We start from the raw sequence: 14,382 nt of genomic DNA, 5'->3' as shown, positions 1-14,382 counted from the left end.
TCGAGTTTTTTTCAATTCCTTATAGGCACTCTAAAAACTTTGATTGGAGTAGCAACAATAATACACAGCAAACCAAGTTTCAATTCCTTATAGGCACTCTAAAAACTTTGATTGGAGTAGCAACAATAATACACAGCAAACCAAGTTTCAATTCCTTATAGGCACTCTAAAAACTCAAAAAGAAAACAGACTTAGAATACGATGAACCAAAAATGTTTCAATTCCTTATAGGCACTCTAAAAACAGCTGTTGGGGAGCTGGCAAAGAATATTCCATATATGTTTCAATTCCTTATAGGCACTCTAAAAACTTGTTGAGATTACTGAGAAGATGTCTATAAAGGTATTGTTTCAATTCCTTATAGGCACTCTAAAAACAAAACTGACTGGATTGAAAAAGAAGAACAGCATGTATGTTTCAATTCCTTATAGGCACTCTAAAAACACTAAGAGCAATAGGATATTCATTTAGAGAATTAGAGTTTCAATTCCTTATAGGCACTCTAAAAACCGGTGTATGTTTCACCGGGATTTTTAGCGATGTGCTAGTTTCAATTCCTTATAGGCACTCTAAAAACAGTGTTTACGACGTGACTGATAAGAAAACCATCAACGGTTTCAATTCCTTATAGGCACTCTAAAAACAACTCACTTTTAGGTGGAATATTGTTTTACACGACAAGTTTCAATTCCTTATAGGCACTCTAAAAACTCATATGCGGAAGCCCAAGCAAACGCAAGCGGAAGTAGTTTCAATTCCTTATAGGCACTCTAAAAACGTTGCTTTAGGCGGTGGATTGCTTTTATATTCATACATGTTTCAATTCCTTATAGGCACTCTAAAAACATGCTTTGTTATTACAAATAGCAAGAGAAAATGGTAGTTTCAATTCCTTATAGGCACTCTAAAAACATAAGTTGCTTAGAAACCTCAGGGTCAAACTTTAAGTTTCAATTCCTTATAGGCACTCTAAAAACGCAGAACATGAGTATTGATGAAGCTATCCAAGTTTAGTTTCAATTCCTTATAGGCACTCTAAAAACTGCTCTATCGTTTTGTTTAAAACCGATATTTTAGCCCGTTTCAATTCCTTATAGGCACTCTAAAAACCTTCAAACAGACAATGCTGGATGCACCCGATATGGTTGTTTCAATTCCTTATAGGCACTCTAAAAACAAATGATATCCTGTCTTGCTGGAAACAAGAAAGAATAGTTTCAATTCCTTATAGGCACTCTAAAAACAAGGCAAAGAGGGTGCTACAGAGGAGCTCGGTTTTTGTTTCAATTCCTTATAGGCACTCTAAAAACTGATTAGTCATAGGTTTTATAAATAGACTTTGAATAGTTTCAATTCCTTATAGGCACTCTAAAAACCCTGCTCCAATTCTTCTCATATATCTTGCAAAAGTCGTTTCAATTCCTTATAGGCACTCTAAAAACTGGCTATAGGATTGTTTACGAAGAGATGAAAATACAGTTTCAATTCCTTATAGGCACTCTAAAAACTTCATAGATTACAAACCTCTCTGCAAAATTCTTGTGTTTCAATTCCTTATAGGCACTCTAAAAACATTTAGATGAAGAGCAGCAAAATCAAGCTTATTATGTTTCAATTCCTTATAGGCACTCTAAAAACAGTCAATTGGATAGAGTTTGTTTGATTATAGATGTTGTTTCAATTCCTTATAGGCACTCTAAAAACGAGTTAGCAAAATTGCTATTAAACATGAATGAGCAGGTTTCAATTCCTTATAGGCACTCTAAAAACGTTCAAATACCTCAAAATGCCATTGCCACACCACCGTCTTTCAATTCCTTATAGGCACTCTAAAAACTTCTACCAATTGGAAAGCGTAATGGAAAACCAACAGGACTTTCAATTCCTTATAGGCACTCTAAAAACGAGCCCCCCATTGAATTTTATGCAAGAATGCATGCCCCTTTCAATTCCTTATAGGCACTCTAAAAACAAGTTCATTGTTGGATTTATAGCTCTGATATTTTTATCTTTCAATTCCTTATAGGCACTCTAAAAACTATGTTGTTTTGATTTATTAACATTATTAATATTAACTTTCAATTCCTTATAGGCACTCTAAAAACATAGTTATGTAATTGATAATTGAGATGGTGGCTAAGCTTTCAATTCCTTATAGGCACTCTAAAAACCATCTACAAAAAACTCCTTTCCACACTCGTTGCACTCTTTCAATTCCTTATAGGCACTCTAAAAACTATACAACAGATGAATAATTTGAAAACGTTAAATACACTTTCAATTCCTTATAGGCACTCTAAAAACCCACTAAAAGATTTATTAAACAATCCTGCTATAGCAGACTTTCAATTCCTTATAGGCACTCTAAAAACCTCTGCCATCACAAAAGGATACAAACTATTAACATCACTTTCAATTCCTTATAGGCACTCTAAAAACTACAAAGCGTGGGATAAAACTCAAATGAGTGATTTATCTTTCAATTCCTTATAGGCACTCTAAAAACTGCTGGTGGTTTATATCCACCAATATTTTTTGCAAATCTTTCAATTCCTTATAGGCACTCTAAAAACTCTTTTATTACATTGTTAAATTTTTCTTCATTATTTAACTTTCAATTCCTTATAGGCACTCTAAAAACGCTACACAATCATATTTTTCTATGAAGTTTGAAAAATCTTTCAATTCCTTATAGGCACTCTAAAAACTGGAACAGCATATCTTGAGTTTACAAACTACTCTTCCTTTCAATTCCTTATAGGCACTCTAAAAACTGCTTTTATCACACATTTTTCTTTTGTTTTAAAACCACTTTCAATTCCTTATAGGCACTCTAAAAACCTCCTCTAAGATCAAGGTCTTTGTGATAAGCCAATGGCTTTCAATTCCTTATAGGCACTCTAAAAACAGGTATTTGTATATGAAGAATTGTTTGGCAGTTTTACTTTCAATTCCTTATAGGCACTCTAAAAACTTTCTTTCAAGCGTTCCAAACGTTCTTCTTCATGAAAACTTTCAATTCCTTATAGGCACTCTAAAAACTATTACCTGAGATATCTATATTTTCTATATTTTGTTTCTTTCAATTCCTTATAGGCACTCTAAAAACCCACTTATGGGTTGGCTTAATTATATTTTTCAAGATAACTTTCAATTCCTTATAGGCACTCTAAAAACCTTATTATTGACAAACCCTTAGCTTTATATTTTTTTATGTACTTTCAATTCCTTATAGGCACTCTAAAAACTTGGTCAACAAGGACTAACAAATATAAATCAAATGTACTTTCAATTCCTTATAGGCACTCTAAAAACGGCAATGGGGTTTGAAGTAAAATGGAAGTAGTCCAGTCTTTCAATTCCTTATAGGCACTCTAAAAACTAGTCCATGTCTATGCCATAGAAAATCGACATTTTCTCTTTCAATTCCTTATAGGCACTCTAAAAACGCTTTTGCATAATCTATACCTTCTTATTTTACAATTACTTTCAATTCCTTATAGGCACTCTAAAAACACTTCTTATCTTGGTTATGAAATTACTACGAGCTATACCTTTCAATTCCTTATAGGCACTCTAAAAACAAATAATAGTGATATGGTGAGAGACCTACAACTATATACTTTCAATTCCTTATAGGCACTCTAAAAACTCTTGATTAGTTTAGCATTCTCTAACACTCTATATATGACTTTCAATTCCTTATAGGCACTCTAAAAACGCTTACTTATAAGTTCTATTGCAATATCAGATGGTACTTTCAATTCCTTATAGGCACTCTAAAAACATATTCTACAGGAAATGCCAGAATATGAAAAACAGACTTTCAATTCCTTATAGGCACTCTAAAAACGAAAATGCAAACACAGTTATACAAACTTATGATGACTCTTTCAATTCCTTATAGGCACTCTAAAAACAAAAATGGTAGAAATGTCAAAAAGCAAAAGAGATAACTTTCAATTCCTTATAGGCACTCTAAAAACCCATACTACGATAATTATTACATGTTTGAGGGTCTACTTTCAATTCCTTATAGGCACTCTAAAAACAATTTGTAAGAAACTCTCAATATGTCACGGAATTGTTCTTTCAATTCCTTATAGGCACTCTAAAAACTTGCGGAGCTAAAAATTCTTGTATAACTTGCAATTCCTTTCAATTCCTTATAGGCACTCTAAAAACTTATCAAACAGCAAATGTTAATGGATTTACTACTTATTCTTTCAATTCCTTATAGGCACTCTAAAAACGCTCGTATTCAAAACCGCAATCTTTACATTTAAATATCTTTCAATTCCTTATAGGCACTCTAAAAACTACTATCACATTTGCAAGTGATGGGCTTTCATATGGACTTTCAATTCCTTATAGGCACTCTAAAAACATATACAAACCTCAGAATTACAAACGAAGATAAACACTTTCAATTCCTTATAGGCACTCTAAAAACACTCAAAAAAGATATGGAAGGATAAGGCAAAGTGTGGCTTTCAATTCCTTATAGGCACTCTAAAAACTTAGCTAATTGGATTACTACACACAAATATGAAGCCTCTTTCAATTCCTTATAGGCACTCTAAAAACAAACAAATTTTCAATTTTTCAATGACAAATTAATTTTCTTTCAATTCCTTATAGGCACTCTAAAAACATACAGCAAAACACACAGCTTGCATTACAGCAAGAACTTTCAATTCCTTATAGGCACTCTAAAAACAAAATAACTAGAGTATGTTTGCGATGTATTATTTGTACTTTCAATTCCTTATAGGCACTCTAAAAACAAACTAACATTTAAATTTGTTGGATAATCATAAAGACTTTCAATTCCTTATAGGCACTCTAAAAACCCTCACAAGCCTTGCATATTCAACTATTAAAGTACGCCCATTGCTCAATAACAAGATAAATATAATTTGAAACATCAATATGTCAAGATAGTAAGTAAGTTATCAGTGAACCTTAAATACAGAAAAAATTGCTGGAGATTGACAAAGTATTGTCATTGCCAGATATTTTAAAATTTTTCATTAAATTTTCACTATTTTTTAAACAAGCAATTAATGATAAAAAAGAGATTGACGAAAAGATTGATAGGCAAGACTTAGAAGAAGAAGTCTTCGTGAGAAGGTTTTGGTATTCCTATAGATTCTCTTTCATAGTATTTTTTAGTTCTAAATTTATAAATCAACACAGAATCTTCACTTGCTTTCATTATGGATTTTAACTCGTCTATAAGGATTCTATAATTTGCCTCCGTAATTTCTCCTTCAAAAACACTGTTTTGTACCCAAGTTAGATGTTTTTTGCATATTTTATGAAATTTGCTAACTCTTTTTTCGTTAGCATCATAAACAAGAATCACAAACATTTTACCAACTTGATATAAAAGGATAATAAGTTTCTTCTTCTAGAAAATGCTTGTAGAGTTTGTAGCACTCTAACCTTATAAGTTTTCTGTAAGATACACTGCCCAAGTTTTTATACTTTATGGTAGTATTTAGCTTGTCTTCATATTCTTTTATGAAAATTTCTCTTCCTTTTTCGTTTAGATAGGTATACTCTAAATCCTCGTCAAAATGTTTTAGCTGTATCTGGCTTTTATTAATAAGACTAAATATAACCCTATCAACTATTATAGGTTTAAAAATCTCAGACAAGTCAAGGTTAAGACTAAAGCTCCTTTGATTTGTTTCGTGAAGATAACCAATCCTTGGATCTAAGTGGGTTCTGTAGATTTGAGATAAAGCTGTAGTATAAATAAGAGAATTTCCAAAGCTTATCAAAGCATTTATAGGATTTTCTGGTGGTCTTTTAGACCTTTTTTCGAAAGAAAAATCGTCTTGATTTAGTATTATATTAAAAGCATCATAATAAATTTTTCTTATATCACCTTCAAGAGCCATCAATGAAGGTATATCGCTCACACTTTCTATATTTTTAAATTTTTCTTTGATTATTACAATATAATCGCCTATTTCAGATTTAGACCTTTTGTAATATTCTAAATTTTTTAATATATTTGAAAAAGCCCCGTTTACAAACATTTTGGCAAGAAATAGTCTCTTCTGTTTATCTAAGTAAAACTCTGTTTGCTTTAGTATCATAATCCCAGAATTAAGATATTCTCTAGGATAATAACTTCCCACATAGTATCCATATCTGTTGTAGAAAAATAATGGTATTTTATTTTTTGTTAAAAACTCTAAAACTCGTTTGTTTAAATCAAGTTCTCCAAACACGTGAATCTCGGATATAGCGTTTATAGGAATAGGCTTTTTAGCTTCTTCAGTTATGAAAAGTATTGTATTGTCCTCTCTTTTTAGCTCTCCGCTGTTAAATAGATATATGGCTTTCCCCATGTTAGCTCCAGCACATGTCTTTGTAAGCACAGTGACTACAGTATTGTATTTTCTCTGGTTTTGGCGGCTTTTCATAAGATATGATAGTTTTTATATCCTTTATAGCATTTTCAAGTTCATACTCTATATCATCTGTTAGGAAGATTTTTATTCTTTTTCTTTCTTCGGGTATCATAAGCTCACCATTTAGATTTATACCCTTTTTCTTCATATAGTAAATATAAAAAGCTAGTTGCATGCTAGCACTTTTTAAATATTTTGAAGATTTTTTAATCTCTCCTATAACATATTTATTAGGTATTATGTCTATCTTAATAAGATTATCTATCATAAATTCCTTTTTGTAGTTTTTATAAAAAATATCATGTATATGTCTTCCAAGTATTACGTAATCATTATCCTGATCTGCCTCTATGCCATGTCCTATAAGCCACACTTCTCTTTTGCATATGTAGTAATACCAAATAAGAGTGCCATTTACATTCTCTATGCTTTGTTCAACATCCATAACTAATATACTATTCTCGCCTCTTTTCCAAAACCTGTTTCTTTATCATAATAATCGTTAAGCTCGCATTTCTCAACTATATACATATTAAGCTCATCATCAAACCTAGGCTCATTCTTTTTTATATCCACATGTATTACATAATCAAAAAATTTAGCCTTTAGCTTTTCAAAACTGTCTCTTGCTGTAAATATGTCTATCTTTTTAGCTTTTAAATTTTTTATTATGCTTTTTGCCTCGCTCCACACATTCTTTGCATCGTCATTTATTTCTACAAAAACATCGCTTTTATACTTATCGTCTTCAATTAACTCAAAATCTCTTATGGAATTCCCATCATCAGCATCAAACTTAAAAAGCCTTATAGCCTCTATGATGTTGTTAGACTCATCGTTGCTTATTTTTTTATGCACTTCTTTAAAATACTCTTCTATCAAAAGAATAAACTCCTTTTCACTAAGGAATAACTTATCTTTTAGCATATCTTTGGTTAAATTAAGAAGCACTTTATCGTAAATCTTTTCTGAGTATGTTTTATTGTTTTCGTCTACTAAATTTACGACTATAAACTCGCCAGTTTTTTCCATGTTTCTATTGCATCTTCCAGCGGATTGATTTAGAGAATCCATCGGCGCAAAATCTCTATAAACTATATCAAAATCTATGTCTACCCCTGCTTCTACTAATTGAGTGCTTACCACAATCCTATATTTTCCATCTTTTATATCCTTTATTCTAGCTCTTCTCTCATAAGGAGTAATAGTTGTTGAAAGATAGCCTATATTTTTATTTTCTAATTTTTCTTTCAAAAGCCCATAAAGCATCTTAGAAGATGCTACGGTGTTGTTAATAAACAAATAAGTTTTATTGCTTTTAAAATTAATGTCTTCTAAAAATGTTTTTATGCTTTTTGGCGTTAAATCAAAATATACGTTATATCTATTTAGCCTATCAATGTATTTTTTCTTTTGGCTTAACTCTATGGCATCTTCCATTAAATAAGGCTGCGTAGCTGTCATAAATATAAAGTATGTGTTAAGAGCTTCTGATATTTCTTTTATCATATATTTTATAAGCTTCCAATATTTTGTTGGTAAAGCTTGTATCTCATCAATTATTACTATAGCGTTTGAGAGCTTGTTAAATCTTCTAGAAGAAGAGTTTAAATAAGATATCATAGCATGAAAAAGCTGAACAAAAGTAGTCACTACTATTTCAGAATTCCAAGCTTCCATCAAAACTCTAGATGTGCCAAAATCAAACTCTTCGTAACTTGGTTCCGACAGATGATGATGCTTAAGAAGTATGGAAGAATCAAGGTTTTCAAAAATATCTTTTGATTTTAATACATCTTCATAAACTTTTGCATTTTGGTCTATGATGCTTACATATGGCAAAGCGTATATTATGTGTGGTATAGCACCTGTTTTTTGCATCACTTGATTTCTAAGCTTCAAAGCTAAAGCTAGTCCTATAAGTGTTTTACCTACGCCAGTAGGTAGCGTTACGGAATATATTTTATTGTTTTCGTCAAAATCTTTATTAAATATAATATCGTTAAAGGCTTCTTCTCTTATATTATCTATAAATTTAGTTTTATCAAGCGTTTTCTTATAATTCAAAACAATATCTAAATTTATATTCTCTATTCTTTTTGGTTTAAAAGGCTTTGCTCCAGCCTCAGTTTTATCAGCATCCAAAATAAGAGAGTATATATATTGAAACCTAACAAAATCTCTCAAATCGTATTTGCACTTATTGGATATTACGTCTTTTCTAAAATCTTTTTTAAAAGCCATAAGTTCTTTTGCTATGATGTCAATATTATTTTTAAACTCTTCTTTGTTTAGATAAATATTAGTTTTTATATCCTTTGGTAAGTTTAAGTTATCTACAAATATATTAAACTTATCCTGGTTTATGCTTTCTAACTGCTTTTTTATTGTATTTACATCTTCTTGAGGTATATAAAACTCGTTTATAAATGCCTTTGGGTTTGTATGGTGTCTTTTACAAGCAACAAAAGCAAAAGCCTGATAACTTTTATTGCTTACCAAGTTTTTAAGGCAGTAAAAAGCATAAACTCCGGATATAAGAGAGTGTTCTTTTAGTCTTTTATCTATAGCCTTGTCATTTTCTTTTTTGATATAGGTTTGAAAATAGGTTGTAAATTTACCAAAATCATGAAGAGCCAATGAAGTTTTCACGGCTTTTACAAAATCATCATCCATCAAATTATTTTTTTGTATGTAAAATTCTAAAAGCTCAATACATCTATTTATATGGTCTTCTATGTATACATCTGGATGAGAATATATGCCTGATTTTACCATAAATATACGTATTCATCGTTTTCTAGTCTTAAAACTTCACTAAACTTCCCGTATATAGGGTTTCCATATACATCAAAGACAACATCCTCATACCTTTGCACTTTTCTATTAGGCAACATGTAAATTGGTATTCTTTCTTTCGCTAAATGCCTTATTTTTTCTACATCTAGGCTTTTAATTATACCGGCTGGAATTACGCTATGTACTATTGTAGCGTCATTTTCCTCTACAGCTTCAGCTTTATAAACACCTTCAAAAGAAAAATCACCTAGTAACTCTGATAAGCCAAGTGAGACGCTATAATAAGTTTGATGATGGGATAGTATGTTTTCGAGGTTTTCTAAAAACTCATCATTAGCACCGATGTAAACCTTGTAACAAGTATCTTTCACAAATTCGGATTTTATTTGGGTTCTCAAAGTCTTATTGACATCTCCTTTTCTGTGAGAAATAAGGGTAGGGTCAAATCCTCCAGAACCCCCTTTTGTGAATATTATATTTAGACCCATCCTTACCTTTTTAATAGGGTTTACTATTCCCACACCTATCTTTAAATGTCTGGTCTTTTCAAGATATTCATTTTTATCATAACCCATTATAGCGCCTATTATACCTCTTACAGTAGGTATAGGAGGGAAAGAGAAAGAGAGCGGGGAAGAGGTTGTATAAAACTTTCTAAAATGCGCAAAATCCCCAAACAGTCTAAAAACCAAAACCCTCAAAACTCACACCTCTTTTACCCAAGGAAATTGTTCATATGCCACGCCTTCAAATAAAGACTCTATGGGCATGGAAAACTTTACCCTATCGTCTATGGAAAACCTTACTTTTTCTATCTTATCCTTGTACTTTGCTATCTTATCTTTTAACTTTGACAAATCTAACTCTAACTCCTCTATATCTCGTATCTCTTCATCTCTTTTGTCAGATTTAAAGCTTAAAAGCTTGTCAAGCTCGCCTATATGGGTAAGAGTGTTTTCTTTATAGATTATCTCTATTAAAAGCCTAGGGCTGTGTCCAAATTTAGACCTAGATATTACGTCCGTTGAGCTCTTATGCCCCAACCACATAGCTTTTAGCATATCCTCTATATCCTCATCCTTCAAATTAGTATCTTTGGCTGCTTTTTCATTGGCAATACCGTAAAATACTATAAGAGAATAAGGTAATACATAAACCTCCGTCATTGTTCCTTGCCCTTTACCCTCACCAGAAGGCATCACAGTAGTTCCCTTCACTAGCTCCATCTTAACTCTATTTAGAGACTTGCCAAATTTAAACTGCACAGGACCAGTAAAGGATGCTGTTTGTTTAGTTTCCTCATTGTCCTGTCCTTCCGATTCGTTAGTTTTTCCCTTTGATTTTTTAACGCTTTTAAGAGCAAAAGTCCCACCAAAAAGCCTTATATCTATACACTTTTCTAAAACCTTGGCGTAATCGTTTTCGTATTTAGAAAATATATCCTCTTTGCTTGAGAGCTTGCCGTCTTCTTTTCTTTCTTCTCTTATAAACACCTCATAACCCATATCGACAAGCTGGTCTCTTATGGTTCTTTTCAGCCTAACATCTGTAACATAGTTTATGCCTGTTTCTTCATCAATTCTTGGTTTATTTTCATCCAAAGGATCTCCGTTTGGATTTGCCCAAGACACATCGTAAACAAACAAAAACTCACGTCTGTTCTTCATTGTTTTCCTCCTTTTTAACAAAGATAAATTTTCCCTTAACACTGTCATACATGCCCATACCTAAAGCAAAGTAAAAGTTTAGTTCCTCTATGCTCATCTTTTGCAAAGCATTTTCTGTTGCAAGATAATTAGAAGCTAAGCTAAATATCTTTGCTATGTTTGGTCCATATTCTCCGTACTCTTCAAGTTTATTCCTAATCTCTGGCAAAAGTCCTTTTATATCGTTTGCGTTCATTTTTAAGCCGTTTAACTTTTTCATAAAAGGTTTCGCCTTCATACCGTTGAGATATTGAGTTGTTAGGATGTACTCTGTTAAAACACCCATTAAAAACAAGGCTTTTTTAGTAGCGTTATCAAGAGCTGGTAATTTCTCTACAAACTCTTCGATGCCTTTGACCTCTTCTCTCAGATTTTCTTTTACATCTTCCATCTTTACCTCCTTGGTGCTTAGTTTTACAAATAAAAACACCCCGTAAGCATCTTTTATGACATCTTTGTATTTATATATGTTTTCCTTTAAATCCTCTGGGCTTAGAGCATCTCTTATTTGTCTTAGTAAGAAATTTATCAAAAATACTCCATCTACCCTCACGGACCTAAAAGTTTTGTCTAAAAGCTCTAAAAAGTACTTTCTTAAATCTTCGTCCCTTTTCTTCTTATCGGTCTTAGAAAAGAATTTATGCATCACAGCGTAAGTAAATGGCTTTTCTACCACAGCTTCTACTTTCTCTTTGGCTTCAAAAAGCTCTTTTAAGCGAGATGGATATATATCTTGAATGTGAAGGTTTATCACCTCTGCGTTGTTGGTCTTTTCCAAAAACAAAAAGTCTAATGTCATAATATCCTTGCTTTCTATCAGCAAATCCAAAATCTCTTCATTGCTAGACATTAACTTTTGATGTTGTGATTTTGTTAGTTTGTTGTTTCTAAAATCTTGGTTAAATAGTATGTTTAAGACCTCTTTTTCAACATATTCATCTTCAATTACAAAATCCGGAATAATATAATAAGTTAAGTTTCCATATATTGAAAATTTCAAGGAGTTTTCTATCTTTTCTCTTCCAATCTTTATATAATCCTTACACTCATAACATACTGGAAAGTTCTTGTAAGCTTCTTTTTTATCAAATCCACCTGCTACATACCCTGGTTTATCTATTGTATAAAATTTAAAGGGTGATATGTTCCCGCTTATCTCTTTTTCTTGTAAACAAAAAGCACAAACCCCAACACTTTTGCTTTCTTTTCCTTCATCAGAAGCAACGTTTAAAATAGCACTCTTGAAAGAATCTATATCCCCCACATACTTACCCCCCACTTTTATTGTCAAGATAGCGCTTTCTTTTGATATGCGCTCTTTTATCATATTCTCCAAGTCTTCTTGGTCTAAGGCTTTTAGTATATTGCTTACAAGCGTTATTCCTTCTTCATCATGCAAATCTTCAAAGGTATCTAGCATCTTGTTTAAAACCTTCTTAAGATTTCCAAGCGTTTTGTTTACATCTTTGTTTAGGCTTAAAGTAGGAGAAAGGGATGGTGGATTTGACCCTTTTGCTTTTTTATAAAAGTACTTTGGTAGCTTTTCCTCAGTAAATTTCTCCTGGTCCACCTTGCTAAATTTACCATTTTCATCAAAGTCAATCGTTATAACATTTTCAGCTTTTATATCATCGTAGTCTTTTTTACCAACGCTCTCTCCAAACATTTTACCAAGTTTAAAAATACTTTCTATCATCCTATTACCTCTATCATGCCAAATCCCTGAGAGTTTTTAGCTCCTAGACCTGCATCGTAGATTACCTTAAACATCTCAGGGTCTGTTTTTATTTTGAAGGTGCCGTCGTAAGCTTCTATTGGAAAATTTTCATACTTTAAAAGCACTTTTTTAGTACTTATAGGGGTTATACTTATAGGAAACTCTTTTACATCTTTGCCGGTTATGAGATTATATTTTTTTCTAAGATTTTCTCTTATGAGCTCTTCAAACTCTTTTTCTATGGGAGCGTAGTATCTATAGTATTTTCTACCGTTTTCAAAGGTCCTATACACGGTTATAGGCGAAAGGGTTTTTACGATCATCTCTTCTCTAAAAGCCTCAAAACTAACACTTTCCATACTTTCTATATACACAATATTTTTGTAAAGTCTGACATCTGATTTCTTTATGAGAAATTGCCCCCAGTTTTCTACTATATAATTTACACTCGAAGATATATACAGGTGTATAGGAGATTTGTAAGATATGCTAGTGGTGTTTTTAAAACCGATTTTTGAGCTTTTATTAATATAAAATTTTTCTGAGAAAATCCTTGAAAATGTGAAAAGCTTAAAATGTCTGTTGTTGTAGTAAAAGCCTAGGTTGTGCAAGAAATTTGAGAGCTCTTCCGGTAAACTTTTATAAAGCATGGATTGAACAATTTTATTGTGATGTATAGGTAGCTTCACGTATTCTTTATAAGCTGAAAATGTAATCTTAAGCCTCAAAAAAAATACCTCCCTATGAGATATTATAACATTTGTACTTGTACACTCTTTGTATGAGTTGCTGTACATCGTGATAAGTATGCCACACGCTAACACTTACACTTAAAAAAATTATACCAAATTTTCATACTGTTACTCCAACCTCATAACTTTATCGCTATAGACCGTGGTATACTTGTAAATCGTGGCAGACTTGTGAACCGTGGCAGACTTGTAGCTACTTCTCTAGGAGTTCTGTATCCTAGAGCACAGTGAGGTCTTACAAAGTTATATTTGTCTAGGTATTGAGGCAATCAAAACTTACTGCTTTCAGGTATTGGCTCACAGAAAATGTTAACGAAGCTAAGTGTCAATAGTGTGTATGGACTTATACAAAAGCATTTTTTGTCAAGTTAAAAAGCCGAGGCTATTTGAAAAATCTCAGAGCGTTTCAATCCCATAAGGCAGATTACCAACCAGATTATTATGAGTATAAGGAAGAACTCGAAGAGTTTCAATCCCATAAGGCAGATTACCAACTCTTACTTTGCCTTGTTTAATTTCCTCTTCTATTCGCCTTAGTGTTTCAATCCCATAAGGCAGATTACCAACCTACTCTAACATTACCAAGCAATCCTAACGGTTGTCCAAGTGAAGCTTGTTTCAATCCCATAAGGCAGATTACCAACTTGGTGACATCTGCTGGTTCGTTATCCGCAAAAGAGTTTCAATCCCATAAGGCAGATTACCAACTTCTTCAAGAATACGAAGAACATTTGTCTAGCAATGTTTCAATCCCATAAGGCAGATTACCAACTTGTTTTTATAGTGCCTATAAGGTATTGAAATTCTAGTTTCAATCCCATAAGGCAGATTACCAACAAGACGAGCTTTTAAATAAGCTCGCCCAAGAAAGTTTCAATCCCATAAGGCAGATTACCAACCCCAGAAGCTGAAGCTGATTGGGCACACAAATTACAGTTTCAATCCCATAAGGCAGATTACCAACGAAACATGTTCAGGTA

8 protein-coding genes and 2 CRISPR repeat arrays (1 of these 10 cut by a window edge) are annotated in these 14,382 nt (G+C 32.3%); all 8 genes read right to left on the bottom strand.

All coding sequences use genetic code 11. The annotated features are described in order from the left end of the window. Positions 1 to 8: 8 nt before the first annotated feature. A CRISPR array of direct repeats spans positions 9 to 4,853; the repeat unit is 30 nt; unit sequence CTTTCAATTCCTTATAGGCACTCTAAAAAC. 254 nt (positions 4,854 to 5,107) lie between these two features. From cas2 to cas6, 8 genes are read right to left on the bottom strand one after another with little or no spacing between them, the layout of a single operon-like run. Further along, entirely contained in the window at positions 5,108 to 5,374 is a 267-nt protein-coding gene (gene cas2, locus ACYQZV_RS06195; protein ID WP_459894076.1) for a CRISPR-associated endonuclease Cas2, read from the bottom strand. Position 5,375: 1 nt separating this feature from the next. After that, the gene (gene cas1b / locus ACYQZV_RS06190) at positions 5,376 to 6,365 is read right to left on the bottom strand and encodes a type I-B CRISPR-associated endonuclease Cas1b (protein WP_459894075.1); all 990 of its coding nucleotides are present in this window, start codon (positions 6,363 to 6,365) and stop codon (positions 5,376 to 5,378) included. 1 nt (position 6,366) lies between these two features. After that, positions 6,367 to 6,873 carry a CRISPR-associated protein Cas4 gene (gene cas4 / locus ACYQZV_RS06185; RefSeq protein WP_459894074.1) on the bottom strand — a complete coding sequence of 169 codons (507 nt, stop codon included), beginning with the start codon at positions 6,871 to 6,873 and terminating at the stop codon, positions 6,367 to 6,369. Between the two features lie 2 nt (positions 6,874 to 6,875). Beyond that, positions 6,876 to 9,206, bottom strand: a complete 2,331-nt coding sequence (gene cas3, locus ACYQZV_RS06180; RefSeq protein ID WP_459894073.1) for a CRISPR-associated helicase Cas3' — start codon at positions 9,204 to 9,206, stop codon at positions 6,876 to 6,878. After that, the gene (gene cas5b / locus ACYQZV_RS06175; RefSeq protein ID WP_459894072.1) at positions 9,200 to 9,928 is read right to left on the bottom strand and encodes a type I-B CRISPR-associated protein Cas5b; all 729 of its coding nucleotides are present in this window, start codon (positions 9,926 to 9,928) and stop codon (positions 9,200 to 9,202) included. The genes cas3 and cas5b overlap by 7 nt, the downstream gene beginning before the upstream one ends. Positions 9,929 to 9,931: 3 nt before the next feature. Next, positions 9,932 to 10,894: a type I-B CRISPR-associated protein Cas7/Csh2 gene (gene cas7b, locus ACYQZV_RS06170; protein ID WP_459894071.1), complete on the bottom strand. Its 963-nt coding sequence runs from the start codon at positions 10,892 to 10,894 to the stop codon at positions 9,932 to 9,934. Then, entirely contained in the window at positions 10,878 to 12,629 is a 1,752-nt protein-coding gene (locus tag ACYQZV_RS06165) for a TIGR02556 family CRISPR-associated protein (RefSeq protein ID WP_459894070.1), read from the bottom strand. The genes cas7b and ACYQZV_RS06165 overlap by 17 nt, the downstream gene beginning before the upstream one ends. After that, positions 12,626 to 13,378, bottom strand: a complete 753-nt coding sequence (gene cas6, locus ACYQZV_RS06160; protein ID WP_459894069.1) for a CRISPR-associated endoribonuclease Cas6 — start codon at positions 13,376 to 13,378, stop codon at positions 12,626 to 12,628. Before cas6 ends, ACYQZV_RS06165 begins: the two co-directional genes overlap by 4 nt. 427 nt (positions 13,379 to 13,805) lie before the next feature. After that, a CRISPR array of direct repeats spans positions 13,806 to 14,382; the repeat unit is 29 nt (it continues 822 nt past the right edge of the window).

The sequence above is a fragment of the Hydrogenobaculum acidophilum genome, assembly GCF_054656715.1.
The sequence above is the reverse complement of the archived record's forward strand: the minus strand, read 5'-3'. Positions and strand labels throughout refer to the sequence as shown.

Coding starts and splice junctions, on each gene's coding strand:
- cas2 (WP_459894076.1), bottom strand. CDS start 5,374: ATGTTTGTGATTCTTGTTTATGATGCTAACGAAAAAAGAGTTAGCAAA.
- cas1b (WP_459894075.1), bottom strand. CDS start 6,365: ATGGGGAAAGCCATATATCTATTTAACAGCGGAGAGCTAAAAAGAGAG.
- cas4 (WP_459894074.1), bottom strand. CDS start 6,873: ATGGATGTTGAACAAAGCATAGAGAATGTAAATGGCACTCTTATTTGG.
- cas3 (WP_459894073.1), bottom strand. CDS start 9,206: ATGGTAAAATCAGGCATATATTCTCATCCAGATGTATACATAGAAGAC.
- cas7b (WP_459894071.1), bottom strand. CDS start 10,894: ATGAAGAACAGACGTGAGTTTTTGTTTGTTTACGATGTGTCTTGGGCA.
- ACYQZV_RS06165 (WP_459894070.1), bottom strand. CDS start 12,629: ATGATAGAAAGTATTTTTAAACTTGGTAAAATGTTTGGAGAGAGCGTT.